This window comes from Cohnella algarum (assembly GCF_016937515.1).
Classification (GTDB): Bacteria; Bacillota; Bacilli; order Paenibacillales; family Paenibacillaceae; genus Cohnella; species Cohnella algarum.
Genome location: NZ_JAFHKM010000002.1, coordinates 3,933,348 through 3,952,680 on the forward strand (window position 1 = coordinate 3,933,348; position 19,333 = coordinate 3,952,680).

General features: G+C 50.5%; 13 protein-coding genes and 1 pseudogene. 11 read left to right on the forward strand and 3 right to left on the reverse strand.

The annotated features are described in order from the left end of the window. Window positions 1-94: 94 nt before the first annotated feature. From JW799_RS17605 to JW799_RS17630, 6 genes are all read left to right on the forward strand, one after another. Complete coding sequence (locus tag JW799_RS17605; RefSeq protein ID WP_205430911.1) at window positions 95-3,349, forward strand: helicase-related protein; 3,255 nt, start codon at window positions 95-97, stop codon at window positions 3,347-3,349. Then, window positions 3,349-4,005, forward strand: a complete 657-nt coding sequence (locus tag JW799_RS17610) for a DUF4391 domain-containing protein (protein ID WP_205430913.1) — start codon at window positions 3,349-3,351, stop codon at window positions 4,003-4,005. Before JW799_RS17605 ends, JW799_RS17610 begins: the two co-directional genes overlap by 1 nt. 15 nt (window positions 4,006-4,020) lie before the next feature. Further along, on the forward strand, window positions 4,021-5,889 hold the full coding sequence (locus JW799_RS17615) for a site-specific DNA-methyltransferase (protein ID WP_205430915.1): 1,869 nt from the start codon (window positions 4,021-4,023) through the stop codon (window positions 5,887-5,889). Between the two features lie 15 nt (window positions 5,890-5,904). After that, window positions 5,905-8,955: a type III restriction-modification system endonuclease gene (locus tag JW799_RS17620; protein ID WP_205430917.1), complete on the forward strand. Its 3,051-nt coding sequence runs from the start codon at window positions 5,905-5,907 to the stop codon at window positions 8,953-8,955. A gap of 143 nt (window positions 8,956-9,098) precedes the next feature. Further along, a complete protein-coding gene (locus tag JW799_RS17625; RefSeq protein ID WP_205430919.1) occupies window positions 9,099-9,620 on the forward strand; it encodes a DUF6932 family protein in 522 nt (173 codons plus the stop codon). Next, window positions 9,617-10,561 carry a hypothetical protein gene (locus tag JW799_RS17630; RefSeq protein ID WP_205430921.1) on the forward strand — a complete coding sequence of 315 codons (945 nt, stop codon included), beginning with the start codon at window positions 9,617-9,619 and terminating at the stop codon, window positions 10,559-10,561. The genes JW799_RS17625 and JW799_RS17630 overlap by 4 nt, the downstream gene beginning before the upstream one ends. A 497-nt stretch (window positions 10,562-11,058) precedes the next feature. Here the strand turns inward: JW799_RS17630 and JW799_RS17635 are convergent, their stop codons facing one another. The 3 genes from JW799_RS17635 to JW799_RS17645 form a co-directional block, all read right to left on the reverse strand. Then, entirely contained in the window at window positions 11,059-11,439 is a 381-nt protein-coding gene (locus tag JW799_RS17635; RefSeq protein WP_080840815.1) for a hypothetical protein, read from the reverse strand. Window positions 11,440-11,719: 280 nt separating this feature from the next. Further along, window positions 11,720-13,579 (reverse strand): cache domain-containing sensor histidine kinase, encoded by a 1,860-nt coding sequence (locus JW799_RS17640; protein ID WP_176220938.1) that lies wholly within the window; start codon window positions 13,577-13,579, stop codon window positions 11,720-11,722. After that, window positions 13,509-14,267 (reverse strand): response regulator transcription factor, encoded by a 759-nt coding sequence (locus JW799_RS17645; protein ID WP_080841109.1) that lies wholly within the window; start codon window positions 14,265-14,267, stop codon window positions 13,509-13,511. Before JW799_RS17645 ends, JW799_RS17640 begins: the two co-directional genes overlap by 71 nt. A 233-nt stretch (window positions 14,268-14,500) precedes the next feature. Between JW799_RS17645 and JW799_RS17650 the strand changes: the two genes are divergently transcribed. The 5 genes and pseudogenes from JW799_RS17650 (at window position 14,501) to JW799_RS28810 (ending at window position 19,290) form a co-directional block, all read left to right on the forward strand. Continuing rightward, a complete protein-coding gene (locus JW799_RS17650; RefSeq protein WP_080840813.1) occupies window positions 14,501-15,853 on the forward strand; it encodes an ABC transporter substrate-binding protein in 1,353 nt (450 codons plus the stop codon). 109 nt (window positions 15,854-15,962) lie between these two features. Further along, entirely contained in the window at window positions 15,963-16,856 is an 894-nt protein-coding gene (locus JW799_RS17655; protein ID WP_281256560.1) for a carbohydrate ABC transporter permease, read from the forward strand. Beyond that, the gene (locus JW799_RS17660; protein ID WP_080840812.1) at window positions 16,853-17,707 is read left to right on the forward strand and encodes a carbohydrate ABC transporter permease; all 855 of its coding nucleotides are present in this window, start codon (window positions 16,853-16,855) and stop codon (window positions 17,705-17,707) included. Before JW799_RS17655 ends, JW799_RS17660 begins: the two co-directional genes overlap by 4 nt. Window positions 17,708-17,782: 75 nt before the next feature. After that, window positions 17,783-18,403 (forward strand): annotated as a pseudogene (locus JW799_RS28805) (glycoside hydrolase 43 family protein); the annotation flags it as partial. Window positions 18,404-18,507: 104 nt separating this feature from the next. After that, window positions 18,508-19,290 (forward strand): beta-xylosidase family glycoside hydrolase, encoded by a 783-nt coding sequence (locus JW799_RS28810; protein ID WP_338026286.1) that lies wholly within the window; start codon window positions 18,508-18,510, stop codon window positions 19,288-19,290. Window positions 19,291-19,333: the final 43 nt, after the last annotated feature.

Consider the following 19,333-nt stretch of genomic DNA (forward strand, 5'->3'; position numbering starts at 1 on the left):
AATAGGAAATCAGAACTACTTCAAACAAGGAATTTCAGTGGGGGATGTCGAATAGGAAAAGTTGCGTGGTTTCGGGCGGAACAAGAGGTGAACTATGGAAATCATCAATAATATCGACAATCTTCTCGGCGAAAATTTGAAACTTGAAGTTCGCAAAGGCAGCAAAGTATCGATTGCTGCATCATGCTTCTCCATTTATGCATATGAAGCCTTAATGAAAGAACTGAATCAGGTGGAAGAAGTCCGGTTCATCTTTACCTCTCCCACCTTTATTGCGGATAGCATAAAAAAGGAGAAGCGGGAATTTTACATCCCGAAACGGAACCGGGAAAAAAGCTTGTACGGCACCGAATTTGAAATCCGGCTCAAAAACGAATTGACACTCAAAGCGATTGCAAAAGAGTGCAGTGACTGGATTCGTAAAAAAGTCACGTTCAAATCGAACCGTACTTCAGGTTCAATGCAAGGCATGCTGAATGTGCAGACTGCAAACAATGCTGTCACCTATATGCCGATCGATGGCTTTACGACCGTTGATCTTGGTTATGAAAAGGGCAATGCTCTCTCCAAGATGGTGAACAAGTTCACAGAAGCTCCGTTTACCAAAATGTATTTCGATCTGTTCGATCAGGTATGGAATGACAAAAGCAAGCTTGAAGATGTCACGAACCAGGTTGTGGAGCATATTTCATCGGTGTATAAAGAGAACTCTCCGGAGTTCATTTACTATGTCATTTTGTACAATATTTTCAACGAGTTCCTATCGGATATCACAGAAGACATATTGCCCAACGAAGCAACTGGATTCAAAGAGACGGAAATCTGGAAACGTCTCTATCACTTCCAGAAAGATGCGGTTCTTGGTGCGATTAATAAACTGGAAAAATACAATGGATGCATCCTGGCAGACAGCGTCGGTCTGGGAAAAACATTCACGGCTCTTGGCATCATTAAATACTATGAACTTCGCAACAAGTCCGTATTGTTGTTATGTCCCAAGAAACTCGGCGACAACTGGCTTACCTATAAACAGAATGTAACCAACAATATTTTGTATGCTGACCGATTCCGCTATGATGTACTCTACCATACGGACATATCGCGGGAAAGAGGCAAATCAAACGATATCCCGCTTGACCGGTTGAATTGGGGCAATTACGATCTGCTCGTCATTGATGAGTCGCATAATTTCCGTAACAACGAAGCCAAGAAAGATAAAGAGACGCGGTATCAGAAGCTGATGCGGAAAGTGTTAAAAAGCGGCGTGAAAACGAAAGTGCTCATGCTCTCCGCTACTCCGGTGAACAACAAATTCATGGATCTTCGCAACCAGCTTGCCTTGGCTTATGAAGGAAATCCAGAGGAAATCAACAGCAAGTTGGGGACGGAGCGGGGGATTAACGACATCTTCAAACGAGCTCAGTCCGCGTTTAACCAATGGTCTAAGATGGATGTTGCTGAACGTACAACGGAGACGCTTCTTGGTATGCTCGACTTCGACTTTTTTGAGCTGCTGGACAGCTTGACGATCGCTCGGTCACGCAAGCATATCCAGAAGTATTACAAAGCGGAGGAAATCGGCGAGTTCCCAAGGCGGCTGCCGCCTCTCTCCAAGTTTTGCGATTTGACCGACAGAACCGATGTGATCGGGTATAATGAAATTTTTATAGAGTTGTCCAGAATCAATCTCGGCATTTATGCACCATTCAAATACATTCAGCCGAGCCGATTGCGTTTCTATGAAGAGTTGTACGACACCAGCGTAAGGGGCGGGAGCGGGAACTTCAGGCAGATGGATCGCGAAGGCAGCTTGCAACTCTTGATGCGGATCAACCTGCTGAAACGCCTGGAAAGTTCAGTGGAATCTTTCCGATTGACCCTTTCCAAGATTGTCTCCAAAATTGATCAGACGCTACAGCAAATCGAAGCGTTCGAGCGAAGCGGGAAATCCGACGCTGTAGGTTATACCGATATTGAGGATGCCAATCTTGACGATGACGACTGGTTGGACGATGATTTCAGCATCGGGGATACAATCAAGATCAATTTGTCCGATATGGATGTTCTTCGCTGGAAAGAAGATTTGATGAATGATCACAACATTCTTTCCGCCTTGCTGACCGAAATGCAGAAAGTAACGCCTGAACATGATGCGAAGCTAAACACATTAAAGCAGGTTATTGATCACAAAATCAATCATCCGATCAATCCCGGCAACCGCAAAGTCATCGTTTTCAGTGCGTTCACGGATACCGCGGCGTACTTGTACACGCATTTATCTGCGTACATGAAGGCGAAGTACAATATCGACACGGCCAAAATCGTCGGAAGCGATGAGAACAAAAACACCGCTGGTTTGCGGAATGATATCAGCACATTGTTGACTTGCTTCTCGCCTCGATCCAAGGAGAAGAAGCTGACCATGCCGGATGTCAAAGGCGAGATTGATCTGCTCATTGCTTCCGATTGTATTTCTGAGGGGCAAAACTTGCAAGATTGCGACTATCTGATCAACTATGACATTCACTGGAATCCAGTGCGGATTATTCAACGATTTGGCCGAATAGACCGGATCGGTTCGCAGAACAAGGAAATTCAATTGGTGAACTTCTGGCCCAACATGACGCTGGATGAATACATTCAGTTAAAAGAACGGGTCGAAAATCGCATGGTCATCATGGATATGACGGCAACCGGCGATGATAACGTTCTGTTCAATCAATCCAGCGATCTGGAATATCGGAAGCAGCAACTTCATCGTTTGCAAAAGGAAGTCGTCGATCTGGACGATATGAACACAGGCGTCTCCATCACCGATTTGGGCCTGAACGATTTCCGCATGGACTTGGTGAACTATGTCAAGGAAAACGGAGAACTTGATTCCGTTCCGAGCGGACTGCATGCGGTTGTGGCTGCTGACGAAGAGAAGGGAGCAAAGCCCGGAGTCATCTTTGTTCTTCGCAATGTCAATGAGGAACTGAATCCCGACAAGCAGAACCGACTGCATCCCTTCTACCTCGTCTATATGAGCGAAGATGGTGAAGTCATCACCAATCATATGGATGTCAAAAAGACGCTGGATATCCTGCGAGCCCTATGCAGAGGGCAATCGGAACCGATGATGGAGGCCTGCCGCAGCTTCAATCAAGCGACGAAAGACGGCAAAAAGATGGACATGTATTCCATGCTGTTGGAAGAAACAATCCGCTCGATTGTACAGGTGAAAGAAGAAAACGATCTGGATAGCTTGTTTAGTTCGGGAGGTACGACAGCATTGATCGACTCGATTAAAGGGATTGAGGACTTTGAACTCATCACCTTTGTCGTCATCAGGCAGGTGAATGCGTGATGTTTCAATTGCCGTCAAGTACACTCGTAAACCGCAAAATTCCGAAGAACAAATTTTATGAGAAGCTGCATGCAAACCAACATCTGAAGGAATTGTTTACTGAACAAGTCGAATCGATCATCTGGAAACACAAGTTATCCAAGGAGACGATTCGTCTCGATCCGAAAGACGACATTGAAGAAATTCAGATATTCGAGATTCATTTGAAGGAGCAAACCTACTCCCTTGACTTGCTGCGGAATATTGACAAGGCGATCCCTTATCCCATTTTGCATGTCTTAATGTATGATGGTCAGGCCAAGCTCGCTATCGCCTACAAAGAGCGAAATCAAACCGACGACAATCGGTCTGTAGTTCGTTCCTACCACGAGACGGACTGGCAACCGGCGGAGAGTATCGAGCTGGATATCCTCCAAGGACTCAATCTAAAGGTTGTTTATGAGAACATCATCCGTCAACTGGTTCCCATTAAGATGAAGCCAGAAATTGAGCTTTCAGAAGTTTTGGAACGGCAAGCCCAAATTGACAAGCTGACGCAAGAATGCCACCGGCTAGAGTCCAAGATTCGGGCTGAAAAACAGTTCAACCGCAAAGTCGAACTGAACATGGAACTGCAACGAAAGAAGAAAGAGCTAAATAGACTTCTTGAAAGCTGAACAGGAGGTTCAAAGATGAAACAATTGACGATGAAATCGGTTGATTTAACCCAAAAGAACATTGAGAAGATTGCAGAATTATTCCCGAACGTGATAACAGAGGCAAGAGATGAACATGGCAAAGTGACACGAACCATTGACTTTGACCTGCTCAAACAAGAATTGTCCGATGTGCTAGTAGAAGGGGAGAAAGAACGGTATCAGCTTACGTGGCCCGGAAAGAAACAGGCGATCCTTAACGCGAACACACCGATTGATAAAACGTTGCGTCCGGTCAAGGAAGACAGCGTGGATTGGGACAACACGCAAAATCTTTATATTGAAGGCGATAATCTTGAAGTGTTGAAACTGCTTCAGGAGTCGTATTTGAATAAGGTGAAAATGATCTATATTGATCCACCGTATAATACGGGAAAGGACTTTATTTATAAAGACGATTTTAGAGGGCCATCAGATGAATATCTTGAAGATTCCGGACAAGTTGATGAAGATGGGAATAGACTAGTTCAGAACACTGAATCAAATGGACGGTTTCATAGTGACTGGTTGACTATGTTGTATTCAAGACTGAAAGTGGCAAGAAATCTATTAAGGGAAGACGGCGTAATTTTTATTAGTATCGATGATAACGAGATGCATAATTTAAGAAAATTATGTGATGAAATTTTTGGGTCTGGTAATTTTATTGCTACAGTTGTATGGGAAAAAATTCATACTCGTAAAAACTCGGCAAAATATTTCTCTGAGTCACATGATTATATTCTTTGTTATGCAAAAAACAAGGTTAGCGATTCCACAGATGTAGGTTGGATAAGAAAATTGCTTAAAAGAGAAGATTCAAGTATGTACACTAATCCGGATAATGACCCTAAAGGCCCTTGGAAACCGGACCCGATCTATGCAAATAATCCATATGATGCAGATTATGAAATTGTTAAACCCAATGGCGTTATTTTGAAAAGACCGGAGGGAAAGTACTGGAGATACAGCAAGGAAACAATAGACAAGGCAATTACCGAGAATAGGATATTATGGGGTAAAGATGATTCTTATCCAACAATAAAGAGGTATTTAAGCGAAGTTCAGGATGGAATAGTGCCAATAACAATATTTTCACGGGAATTTGCAGGAGACAATGCTTATGGAAATAATGAGTTAAAGGCATTAATGGGTGTTGATAAAATTTTCAGTTATCCTAAACCTACAAAGCTTATCAAGAGACTTTTAGAACTAACCGTAGATATTGATGACATTGTTCTTGATTTTTATTCCGGATCAGCAAGTTCAGCACATGCAATCTTGGAATATAATTCTGAAAACAATTTTAATGTTAGGTTTATTATGGTTCAACTTCCAGAACAAACAGCCGAAAATTCAGATGCCTACAAAGCCGGTTACAAAACCATCTGCGATATCGGCAAGGAACGAATCCGCCGTGCCGCGAAGAAGATTAAAGAAGAAACAGGAGCAGACATCGATTACGGCTTCCGGGTATTCCGTGTGGATTCATCGAACATGAAAGATGTTTACTATACACCGGACAAGCTGAAACAGGGCGATATGTTCGATCTCGCCTCAAATATCAAAGAAGATCGGAGCGGGGAAGATTTGCTCATCCAGGTCATGCTGGAACTCGGCCTTGAGCTTTCGTTGCCAATGGAAACGAAGCAGCTTGAAGGGAAGACCGTCCACTATGTCGCCGGAAACTCTTTAATTGCATGTTTTGATGATAACGTGCCGGAATCCGTTATGAAACAAATTGCAGCAGAACATCCGCTTCGGGTTGTATTCCGCGACAGTTCCTTTGAAGATGATTCTGCTCGCATCAATGTAGAAGAATTGTTCAAGATGCTCTCTCCGAGCACAGAAATTCAAGTGCTTTAAGGCGGTGAGCTCAAATTGAAGATCAAATTCAAACATCAGCAGTTTCAGTTGGACGCCGTAAAAAGTATCGTGGATTGCTTTGAGGGGCAACCGAATGAGTTGTCCCGATTTACTCTTGACCGAGGCAGAAGACAAAAGCCGGAACAAATGGTCATGGATGATCTCGCGAATGCCGAACAAGCGAATATTGGATTCAAGAACAACGCCATTCAATTGATTGATCAGGAAATCTTGAAAAACATTCAAACGGTGCAACGGAAGAACGGTCTGAAAATATCCGAGAAGCTTGAGGGCAAATATAATCTGACGATCGAAATGGAAACCGGGACAGGCAAAACCTATACGTACATCCGTACCATGTTCGAACTGTATCAAAAGTACGGATGGAGCAAGTTTATTGTCGTTGTTCCTTCAATCGCCATTCGTGAAGGTGTGCTCAAGACGTTCCAGATCACGGAAGATCACTTCATGTCCGAGTACGGCACGAAGGCACGATACTTTGTGTATAATTCGAAGCAATTGCATCATATTGAGAAATTTGCCAGCGACGCCGGGATCAATGTCATGATTATCAATTCGCAGGCCTTTAATGCGAGAGGGAAAGATGCAAGACGGATTTATATGGAACTGGATGACTTCAACAGCCGCAAACCGATTGACGTACTGGCGAGCACGAATCCGATCCTGATCATTGACGAGCCGCAATCCGTTGAAGGCAAGCAGACGAAAGAATCCCTGAAGGCATTCAATCCGTTGTTCACCTTGCGATATTCGGCGACACATCGTGAAGATTACAACAAAGTGTACCGGCTCGATGCTTTGGATGCGTACAACAAAAAGCTGGTGAAAAAGATCAGCGTGAAGGGGATTACGGCCAAAGGAACAAGCGGCACGGACAGCTATCTGTATCTGGAAGGAATCGATGTGAGCACGAAGCATGCTCCGGTGGCCCGGCTGGAATTCGAAGTGAAGACAAAAACGGGTCTTGCCAGGAAGACGCATAAAATCAGACAAAATGATGATATATACCAATTATCCGGTGAGCTTGAGCAGTACAAGGGATACAAAGTTTCCGAAATTAATGGGCAAAAAAACAGCATAAGCTTTATAAACGGTGTAACGTTATACGCTGGTGACGTACAGGGGGATGTAGGAGAACTGCATTTCCGCCGTATTCAGATTCGGGAAACGATCAAGTCCCATTTTGAAAAAGAACGTGCGTTGTTTCATCAAGGGATTAAAGTGCTTTCGCTCTTTTTCATCGACGAAGTAGCGAAGTATCGGCAGTATGACAAAGATGGTTCGGAGCTTAATGGTGTTTATGCGGAGATGTTTGAGGAAGAATACACGGCCTTGCTCAATGAGCAATTGTCGCTGTTTGCCGATGATCCATACATTCAGTATTTGAATCGGATACAGGTGAAAGAAACGCATAAGGGTTATTTCTCGATCGATAAGAAAAGTAACCGCTATGTCGATCCGAAGGTATCGGCAAGAGAGACGGACTCCGATGATGCGGACGCTTATGACCTGATTATGCGGGATAAAGAACGATTGCTAAGTTTCGCGGAACCAACCCGGTTTATCTTCTCCCACTCTGCTCTTAAGGAAGGTTGGGATAATCCAAATGTGTTCCAAATTTGCACGCTGAAAAATAGCGATTCCACCATCAAAAAACGTCAGGAAGTCGGGCGGGGACTGCGGCTTTGTGTCAATCAGAATGGTGAACGGATGGATTCGAGTGTACCAGGTATCGACGTTCATGAAATCAATGTGTTGACCGTCATTGCCAGTGAGTCGTACGAGCAATTTGCGAAACAGCTGCAAAATGAAATCGCCGAAACGCTGTCCGATCGTCCACGCAAAGCAGATCGCGACTTCTTCCTGGATAAGGTGTTGAAGAATGCACGCGGCGAGCAATTGAAATTAGAAGATACCTTAGCAAGCAAGTTACTGTACACGTTTATTAAAAATGATTATGTGGATGATCAGTACAATTTGACGGATGTTTATTTTAATGCTGTAGAAAACCAGAGTCTCACACTTCCTGAGGAATTGACGGACTTTCAGGAACCGTTGGTCGAATTGGTTAAGTCGATTTATGTAGAGGGCAAATCGAATCTGGCAGATAATGAACGGAGTCGCAATATTGCTTCCGTTACGGTCAATAACAATTTTTATAAAAAGGAATTTCAAGAGCTTTGGAACCAAATTAATCGGAAGTCCGTTTATACTGTCAAATTTGACTCCGAAGAACTTGTGGAAAAGTGTGTGTGGGCGTTGGACAACCATTTACAAGTGCCTGCGATCCGATATGCAATCAGGCATGGCGAAATGAACCGAATTGAATCTGAGCAACAGTTAAAATCGGGGGAAGCCTTTCAGACGCGAGAAACCAAAACAGAGCTTGTGGAAGTGAAACCGGATTTTCGGGTGAAATACGATTTGGTCGGAAAGCTAATGGACGAAACGCGGCTGACGAGAAAGACGATCGTGGCAATTTTAACGGGAATCAAAGAAGTTACATTCCTGCAATTCCGCAAAAACCCGGAAGAATTCATGCTTCGTGCCGCCAAGCTGATCAACGAGCAGAAGGCGACGACGATCATTGAATCCATCACATATGATGTTCTCAATGATACGTTCGAAGCGGACGTATTTACGAAAAATACATTATCAGGGCAATTAGGGCAGAATGCGATCCCGGTTGAAAAACACATTTACGACTATGTTGTGACGGATTCCAAGATCGAGCGTGCTTTTGCTAGAGAGCTTGATGTCAGCAATGAAGTTCGTGTGTACGCGAAACTGCCGCGGGGATTTTTCATCCCGACGCCAATGGGCAATTACAATCCGGACTGGGCGATTGTCTTCAAAGAAGGCGAAGTGAAGCACATTTACTTCATTGCAGAAACGAAAGGCTCCATGGAATCCTTGGAGCTCCGGGAAGTGGAAAAAGCGAAGATCGAATGTGCTCGCAAGCATTTTGCGAAGCTGAATACAGGCCAGTTGAAGTACGATGTTGTGAACAGTTATGAGAAGTTGTTGGAGATTGTGAAATCCTAATTTATGCGAGGATGGGGATGTTCCCCATCTTCTTTATCTTTTTTGCCACGTTTTTTTGGTTCTGGTCGTTGACACTGTTGTGGACTAAGTTATAATTGAGGCATAGAATAAAACGGAAATGGGAAAAATGGGGATAACAGGTTATGATACAACAATTCATGCCAAATGGCAATCTCACACCTGGGATTCACACCTATACAATGCACGAGTTTGAACAGCAATTCATTAATGAATTTACAACTTCAATTAGACGCTCACTCATTTACACAAATTTTAAGCATTGGCTTAGTCAATTACTGCAAGTCCTACCTCCACGATATGTTTGGCTGGATGGCAGTTTCCTTACTCAGAAAGTTGATCCTAATGATATTGACCTAGTGGTGTTTTATTATCCTGAAGATATTCAGAACCAGACTCAAGCTACGGAACTTCAACAATTAATAAATCGGGTTTCTAGAAATTATAATTGCGATGCATACTTTTCTTTGTCATTTGAACATTGGACTTCTCAACAACTGGCTGTTTTTCCTCAACAAAATCATAAAATAATGCAAACCTACTGGATGGGTCAATTTGGGTTTGACAGAGCCAGACAACCAAAGGGTATGGTACAGATAAATCAGCAAGAACTGATATTAAGTGTGACAGGAGGTGTAAAATCATGAACGCCTTCAATGAACTAACAAATCGGATTAAAGAAACAGAAGAGATTATCGATGTATGTAAAGCGAATCACAAAGCAATCGGATTACCTGATTTTATATCAGAATTGGAGATAAGCTCTTTAGAGCAACGATTAATCGATTTGCAACAGCTTCAAATTAATGAGGAGAAACAGTCTGAAGAGTTGGAAGTTAAGGTAAAGACAACAGGTCTTCCTTCTGGTCAAATACCGGTGAGAACACTAACGACTGTCCTTGGAGGATTACAGTCACTAACTGACAGTGTTGCCAATACATTGTTCAATCAACCAAGTAACCGTGGCCCGATTCCTCAAGAGATTATTGAGAGGAACTCATGGATTCTAAAAGCAGTTAAAGCGGGGTCATTTATTGCAGTCATTGACTTGAACCATGAAAGCCAAATGTCAATTGATGAAGCACCTCAACGTCAAATAATCTCAGAGCTTTACAGTTTATTCAATGCTTCTGATGATGAAGAACCTTTATTAGAAGCAATCTCATCATTAGGAACTCGTACCCTCAAATATTATATGGATTGGACTAAGAGCATACGCGATCTAAATGTTCCCGTGGAAATTAACTGGGTCTCTACACAAGCTCAAAATGAGGGGATAAAAGCATCTTTTGATCCAGATAAGGCGGGTAAGATATTTACCATTCTTAATGAACGATTGACTTCTAGGGAGGAAGAGGTTTTCTTACAAGGAAGATTAACCGGGATTAATGTTAGGACAAATTCATTTGAACTTTGCACAGCAGATGGCAACAAAATTGTAGGGAGAATAGTGAAAGACAAGGTTTCGAAGTCTGTAGGGTATGTGGATAAAAGATGTCGTGCCGAGTTAATAAAAGTAATTACTCAAAGTTCTGCTGGTAAAGAAAAAATATCATGGACATTAAATGATGTTCAAGATGCAGAATAACAAATTAATAAAGAATAAGGAGAGGCGGAGTTTTTGCCCCTCCTTTGTTGTTTAGTTTACCATATCAAGTGATACGGTGATCTGTATCTGTGGTCACAACAATGGTCACAAAACCCCCGAAAACAGCCGGAAACCTAGGGATACATAAAAACAGAGTGATGCCCGAAAACCCTTATAGGAGTAGGCTTCCGGGCATTTTGAGATACGCGAGGACAGTACATCTCCACACTGGCAGCGATGAGGTCAGGGGTTGAACCCCGGAATGGGGGCGTTCCGCGCGCAGGTTTCTACGGGGCCCCCGGAAAGTAATCGGAATAAGCTACTATGCTTCACTTCACTTTGCGGGGTGTTACGACGAGCACGGCATCGATATCAACCTAAGCGCTCTCCATCGGCGAATCAGCTTCGTCAGCAAAGTTAATCAGGATATCGTTATCCCCCTTGGCACCAAACGGGCATTTCCCTCGCAAACAAGAGGGGAGAAATAAAAAAGAGCGCTACTTCAGCGCCCCGCACTCATAAGCGATGTCCATGGCACGTTGTCCGTTTTCCGGGCGGACGATGGCGGTTAAAATAATGTCCGTCCCCGAAACCATATTCCCGGGTCCCCCGGCGCTGAGTCCGCTTGCGCTGGCGCTCGCCGCGGCCAAGATGCCGGGGTCCCGGCTGAAGTCCCCGCCCAGCGTCAGCGATCCGAGGCTCGGAATATCGCCCGTAATCGGATTGCCCGGGTCGGCTCCGTCGCCGGGAACCCCGTCGAACCGGTCGATTCGGGCTTCAATGACTTCGAACTCGCTTTTCATTTTCTCCAAAGCTTCTTGAGCCTGTTCCGGGGTATTGAAGTATACGATAACCGCCTTTTCGTTTTCGGGCAGCATGTCTGGGCTCCTTTGCCGAAATTTTGCGTCGGGTTCATTGTGCCCTATTTCGGCAAATCTAACCAAGTCCGGAGAACGTCTGGAAAAGAACCGCCGATGAGCTCCCCCGAATCGCTGCTTCGATTCGGCCCTCCATCCCTTCCGGCGGAAGCCATGCGGCGAGCTCCTTCACTTTGGGGTTCCATCATCAGCATACCGTTTTTTTGAGCGCGGCATTTCTTGCGAATTGCGGGGTCGCGTCATCGAGCGGCCGTCCCCCGACGGACTTACGCTTCCCGTCTTACGAAAGGTCCTGGGGAAAATAAAGCGTGACCGCCGTTCCCCGTCCCGAACGGCCGATCATGCGCAGCTTCGAATGGGGGCCGTATTTCAGCCCGAGCCGGCGATAGGTGTTCGCCAGCCCGACATGGGCGGAGGGGCCGTCGTCGGACGACAGCATCCCCTCGATCTCGGCCAGCCTTTCCGGGCCGATGCCGGGCCCGTTATCGATCACGGTGATTTTCAGCGTGCGCTCTTCCATCCGAAACCGGATCTTGACGGCAAGCCGTTCCGCATCGCCCTGCTCCAGGCCGTATTGAATGCTGTTTTCAATGAGCGGCTGCAGGCTCAGCTTCAGTACCCGGCAAGTTTCCAGCCCTTCGAACGATTCCCATACGACCGTCAGCCTGTCCGGGTGGCGCATCTGCTGGATATGGACGTAATTGCGGCAGTACAGCGCTTCTTCCTCGAGCGAGACGAGGTCTTCGGCCGTGCGAACCGCATAGTCGAGCATGTCGGACAGCTGTTCGATCATGCGGCTGACGGCGTTCGGCGATCGGGTCAGCTCGACGCTTTTCCAATACACCGAGTGCAGCGTGTTGGACAAAAAGTGAGGATTCATCTGCGATTGAAGCGCGCGCAGCTCGAGCACCTCCTCGCGGTATTTGCGCTCCGATAGCTGGATTTTCAAATAACGCTGCTGCAAAAACGCTTCCAAAATTCGCTGGACGATCAGCTCGTACAGATCGCGTATCCGTCCGCCTTCCTGCGGCAGCGTCTGCTGATCGGCGGAATTGAGCGTGCGGATAATGCCGTCCACTTGCCGGTAATGCTTGCGCGTCATCCCGAAGGCGAACAGGCAGCTGATGAGCACGGAAAACAGCGACAAAAGGACGGTAAACTCGGTCAACGTCCGCACGGGACCGTAAAGCGACCGGCTGGGCACTGACGTCGCCAGAAACCAGTCGAGCCGGGGAATCGGCATGACGGTGACATGCCGGCCGGCTTCCGCGAAGGAAACCGGCGAACCGCCGGCTGCCTCGGCGGAACCTTCGGCGGCTTGCTTCAGCCGGGCGGCCGCGGCGCCGGACAGCTCGGGGCCCGAAAGTAGAAACGGCCGGAAAGCTCCGTCCGTGACCAGCAGAGTCTGATCGGGGAATTGGCGTTGTTCTTCGAACGAACGCGCGAAATAGGAGGGATCGACGTTGATCGCGATCACCCCTTTGCCGGAGGCGATCGGTTTGGAAACCGTCACGATGTCGCGCGTCGCGCTCGCGAGGGCGAACTCCTGAATTTGCCTGGCATCGGTCCGCATTTCTCCCCGGAACGGGCGGCCGACCGTTTCGAGCCAGCCGCCGTCGAAGAACGAATCCGGGTGGGTCAATCCCTCGCGCGACGACAGGAACCGGCCGGCCGGGTTGTCGTAATAGACGTAGATCGAATGGATATAAGGCTTGGAATTGGCCGGCACTTCGATGACGTTCCGCAGGTAAAACAGCGCTTCCCGCTCATCGTAGCTGAACGATGGCTTCGTCAGTACCCGTTTGAGCATCATTAAAATTTTCGGGTCCTGGTCGAACGACAAGCTAAGCGAGTCCATCTCGCCGGCGACGATTTGCAGAAAATCGCCGTATTGCCGAAGCGTCTGCTCGTTGTCCGCTTCGATGCCTTCGCCGATGTACCGCTGCGTAATGAAAATCGACAGCGAGCCGAGAATCAGAACGGGAATAAGGCAGAACAGCAAAAAACGAAAAAATTGGATAAGAAAAAAACGGCGGCGCAGGGAAGGGCGGATGAACCGCCGGACGCTGCTACGCTCGTCGATACTGGCCAGGGGTTTTTCCGAAGTAGTCTTTGAAAGAGCGAATGAAGTTTTTGACATTGGCATACCCCACCATTTCGCTGACCTCGAACATTTTCCAATGCGGCTCCTGCAGCAATTCGGCCGCCTTTTCCATTTTGTAAGCGAGTACATATTCGGAGAAATTCATGCCGGTCGCCTTTTTGAAGTACGTACTGAGGTACGTCGGGTTCATATGAACGACGCCGGCCGCGTGCTCCAGCTTGACGGAGCGGTAATGGAGCGCCACGTAGTCCGTGATTTTGCGGATGATCGGGTCGTCCGCGTTGTTCAGCATGGCGTTCGCGTGACTTTCCCCGGGAGCGGCATCGGGTTGATCTTGCGAATGGCGTTCCCGATCCAGCGTCTCCTTCAGCTCGCGGAACACGTCCATCAATTCCCGGTACTTGGCCGGCTTGACCAAATATTGCCGCACGCCGTACGCCATCGCCTGGCGGGCGTATTCGAAATCGCGGAACGCGCTGAGCAGCACGATTTTCACCGGCAGGTTTCGCTGATGAATTTCCTTCGACAGCTCCAGCCCGGACATCCGCGGCATCCGAATGTCGCACAGCACCGCGTCGACCGGGTGCGTAAGCAGATAGCGCAGCGCATCCTGGCCGTTGTCCGCCTGTTCCGCGATTTCGAACGAGACTTGATCCCACGGAAACGAACTGCAGAGCGTCTTGCGGGTATCCGTGTTGTCGTCGACCACGAGCAGCTTGTACACCGTCATGCCCCCTTTTTTCTACTTCATCATAATATAAAAGCGCACGGCTGTTAATCGCTTCAAAACGAGGACCCAAAGACGTCAGTGTTTTCCAAAGAAAAGAAACCGCTTTATTGGAAGCGCTTAATGTTCGGCCCCATTTCCAAACTTCCACCCCTTAGCAGAAAGAAAGCGCTATGATACGATGACGTTGGCGCCAAAAATCGACACGAATCAGGGGGAAGGATGCGAAAATGAAACGAAAACCTTGGGCTGCGCTCGCCGCGCTACTGGCCTTGATGCTCATGCTAGCCGCATGCGGGGGGCAATCGGGAGGCGGCGCGAACGGAGGCGACACGGTGCCGGCGGGCGAAGGCGGCGCGTCGGCGGAGGGCGGCAAAGCCGATCCGGTCACGATCCGCTTCTCTTGGTGGGGCAGCGGTCCCCGGCATGAGGCGACGCTCGCGGCGATCGAGAAATATATGGAGCTGAACCCGTATGTGAAGGTCGAAGCGGAGTACATGGGATTCGACGGCTATTCGAAAAAGCTGGCCACGCAGTTCGCGGGCGACTCCGCGCCGGACTTGTTTCAGTACGTGAACTCGTTCAACGACCAGCTCGGCGACTACTTGATGGATTTGAAGCAGGCGGAGATCGACACGTCGACGTTTCCCGAATCGGCGCTGCGCGATTTCGCCACGTACGAGGACAAGCTGATTTTCATCCCGACCGGCCAGGACACGTTCGGCGCGATTTACAACGAAGCTTTCTTCGAAAAGCACGGCATTCCGCAAGACAAGTCGTGGACGTGGGACAGCCTGATCGAAATCGGCAAAAAGGTTCACGAGACCGACCCGGACGACTACTTGCTGACGGCGGACATCGACGTGATCGAAAGGGAGATCATCATCCCGTACGTCACCCAGCGGACGGGGAAAATCTGGATCAACGACGACTTTACGCCGAACTTTACGGAGCAGGATCTGGAGGGCGCCTACAGCTACTTGCTGCAGCTCTATGAAAACGGCGTCATGGAGCCTTTTGGAAACAGCACCGCGTTCGTCGGCAAAATGGAGCAAAACCCGAAATGGGTCAACGGCGAAATCGGCATGCTGTTCGACTATGCGGGCGCGTTCGGCAAATACGAACAGTCGGTGAGCGGCGCCAGCATTTCGATCGGGCCGTTCCCGGAGCATCCGGACGCGAAGCAAAGCGCGAATCCGATCACGGCGGGGACCGGCTTCGCCATCAACGACTCGTCGAAGGTGAAGGAAGAGACGGCCAAGCTGCTCGACTGGCTCGTCAACGATCCGGAAGCGGCCGTGATCCTCAATACTCAGCGCGGCATCCCGGCTTCCGGCAAAGCGCTCGAAGCGCTCGGCGCCTCCGGGCAGCTCAAGCCGGAGATCAAGGCCGCCGTCGAATACGCGGGCACCCGGACCGCTCTGCCGATCACGGTGCTGAGCGACAACGCGAGCATCCGCGTGGCCCATGAAGACGCGATCCAAAAGGTCATCTACAAAAAGCTGACGCCGCAGCAAGGCGCGGCGGAAGCGATGGCCAACATCAAGGAAAAGCTGGAGGAGCTGAAGGCCGAAGCCCGTTAACGGGCGGCCGATCCCGGCTTCCGCGGCGGCGGCCCCGCGCTTCGGGCGCAGGAGCCGCCGGTTTTCTTCGCCGCGCGCAAGGACCAGCCGAAAGGAAGTGACCCGTCTCTTGAAAAACAGAACGATGCGGCATGCCCTGTGGGGGCTGCTGTTTATTTCGCCGTGGCTGCTCGGCTTTCTGGGCTTTCAGTTTTACCCGCTGGCGATGTCGTTTTACTATTCGCTGACCGATTCCAGTCTCGTGAAGACCGGCGATTTTATCGGGCTGGACAACTACGTCAAGCTGTTCTCGCAGGACAAGGATTTTTTCCCTTCCATGCGGGTCACGCTTCTGTACACGTTCGTCGCGGTGCCGATCAAGCTGGCGTTCGCCTTGCTCGTCGCCGTTCTCCTGAATCGGAACAGCAAGGTCATGCACGTTTACCGGACGGTTTATTACTTGCCGTCCATCCTGGGCGCAAGCGTGGCCATTTCGCTGCTTTGGCGGTTCCTGTTCATGAACGAAGGCGTCGTCAACAGCCTGCTCGGCAAGCTGGGGCTGCCCGGCGTCGACTGGCTCGGCGATCCGGACGTCGCGCTCTTTACGATTTCCCTGCTCGTCGTATGGCAGTTCGGCACCTCGATGGTGCTGTTTCTCGCCGGGCTGAAGGGTATTCCTTCGGAACTGTACGATGCCGCGAAGGTCGACGGCGCGGGCCGTTTCCGCACGTTCGGCGCGATTACGCTTCCGCTGCTGACGCCGATTCTGTTCTTCAATCTCGTCATGCAGCTGATCGGCGCGCTGCAGGAGTTTACGGCCGCTTTCGTCGTCACGAACGGCGGTCCGATGAAGGCGACCTACCTGATCGGCCTTAAAATCTATGACGAAGCGTTCCTGGAGATGCGCATGGGGTACGCTTCCGCCGTCTCCTGGGTGCTGTTTTTGTTCATCCTCCTGGTGACGCTGATCCTTTTCCGCAGCTCGAACCGGTGGGTGCATTACGAGGATGGGGGGCGAAAATGATGCCTACGGCTTCGCGCCGACTCGCCAAAGCAAGCCTTCGCCATCTGGGGCTGGCGCTGATCGGGCTCGTGATGGTGTACCCGTTGATCTGGCTTTTTTTCGCATCGTTCAAAACCAATACCGACCTGTTCGGATCGCTCGGACTTTGGCCGGAACGGTTCGTGTGGGATTCGTACGCCAAAGGGTGGCAGGGCACGGGCCAGTACACGTATACGACGTTTTTCCTCAATACGTTTCTGCTCGTCGTTCCGACGGTGCTGTTTACGGTCGCCTCCAGCCTGATCGTCGGCTACGGCTTCGCCCGGTTTTCGTTTCCGCTGCGCAACGTCCTGTTTGCCGTCATGGTCGCGACGCTGATGCTGCCGCAAACGGTCATTCTGATTCCGAGGTACCTGATCTTCCGCAACCTGGGCTGGCTCGACAGCTACTGGACGTTCATCGTGCCGGCAATGCTCGGCTGCTTTCCGTTTTTTATTTTCATGATGGTGCAGTTCATCCGCGGCCTGCCGCGCGAGCTGGACGAGTCGGCGGTTATGGACGGCTGCGGGCCGGCCGGCATTTTGTTCCGGATTCTGCTTCCGCTGACCGTGCCGGCGATCGTGTCGGGAACCATTTTTCAATTTATTTGGACTTGGAACGACTTCTTCAACCAGCTCGTTTTTATCAGCAGCGTCAAAAAGTATACGATTTCCCTCGCGCTTCGCATGACGATCGATTCGACGGGGGGAGCGACGGACTGGAATCAGGTGATCGCGATGGGGATTCTGTCGATCGTTCCGACCGTCCTGGTCTTTTTCCTGGCGCAGCGGTACTTTGTCGAAGGCATCGCCACGACGGGCATCAAAGGATAGAGAAAAATCGGACAAAAGACGGGGAGTTGAAAACGAATGGAACGAGAGGAAAGCGAATCCGGCGTTTCGCCCTGGATGCCGGATCCGGGGGACGGCACCTATCGCAATCCCGTCCTGCATGCCGATTATTCCGATCCGGACGTGATCGGCGTAAACGGCGACTTTTACATGACCTCGTCGAGCTTTCACCATATTCCGGGCTTGCCGATTTTGCATTCGCGCGACCTCGTCAATTGGCGGCTGATCGGTCACGCGCTGCGGAGGATGCCGCTTCCGGGGTACGGCCGGCCGCAGCACGGCAGGGGCGTATGGGCGCCGAGCATCCGGCATCACGCGGGGAAGTTCTGGATTTTTTACGGCGATCCGGACGTCGGCATCTTCATGACGACGGCGGAAGATCCGGCCGGCGAGTGGTCGCCCTTGCATCTCGTTCAGGCGGGAAAAGGGCTGATCGATCCTTGTCCGCTTTGGGACGAGGACGGGCGGGCTTACCTGGTGCATGCGTTCGCCGAAAGCCGCAGCGGCATTCGGGACAAGCTGCGCGTCTGCCCGATGGATCCCGACGGCCGCCGTATCGGCGAAGGACGGATCGTATTCGACGATCCGGTTAACCATCCGACGATCGAAGGCCCGAAGTTTTACAAGCGGAACGGTTATTATTACATTTTCGCCCCCGCGGGCGGGGTCCCTCAAGGCTGGCAAACCGTGCTTAGAGCCTCGAACCCGTACGGCCCTTACGAAGACAGGATCGTCCTGCGCCAGGGCGGCTCGCCGGTGAACGGCCCGCATCAGGGGGCTGGGTGGAGCTGGAAAACGGCGAATCGTGGTTCCTTCATTTTCAGGACAAGGACGCGTACGGCCGCATCGTCCATCTGCAGCCGGTCGCGTGGGAGAACGATTGGCCGCGGATCGGCGAACCCGGGGCGGACGGCGTCGGAACCCCGGTTCTTCGGTTTCGCAAGCCGGCGGCCGGCGTTGGTTCGCCGGTTGCGGCGCCCGCCGCGACCGACGAATTCGCGGCGGGAAGGCCGGGCCTGCAATGGCAGTGGCAGGCGAACCCGTTGCCGGAGTGGACGCCGCCCGGACCGGCCGGCGGCCTGCGGCTGCGCGCGATGCCGCTTCCGGAAGGCGCCGCGACGCTTTACGACGCGCCGCATCTGCTGCTGCAAAAGTTTCCGGCCCCCGCGTTCGAGGCAACGGTCGAGATGGATGTCGCCGCTTTGAAGCCGGGGGACGAAGCGGGGCTCGTCGTGTTCGGCTTCCGCCACGCCCGGCTTGCGGCGGGGCGGGCCCGCAGCGGGGACCGGTTCCTTGCCTATACGGAGGGCGATCCGGCGGACGAGCGCGTCCTTTGGCGCATGCCGCTTACGGACGAGCGAATCGGGCTGCGGCTATCCGTGGCCGAAGGCGCCGTCTGCCGATTCGCCTATCGCTCGGCCGGCGAGCCGTTTCGCCCGGTTGACGCCGGGCCGTTCGAAGCCGCTCCCGGCCGGTGGGTGGGGGCGAAGGTCGGGCTGTTCGCGGCCGGCGCGGACGGCGATGCCGGTTATGCGGCGTTCGGGCCGTTCCGGGTGACGCCGTGATCCTTCGCCCTGCGGAGGAGAGCTTCTCGCTAGCGCCGAAAAC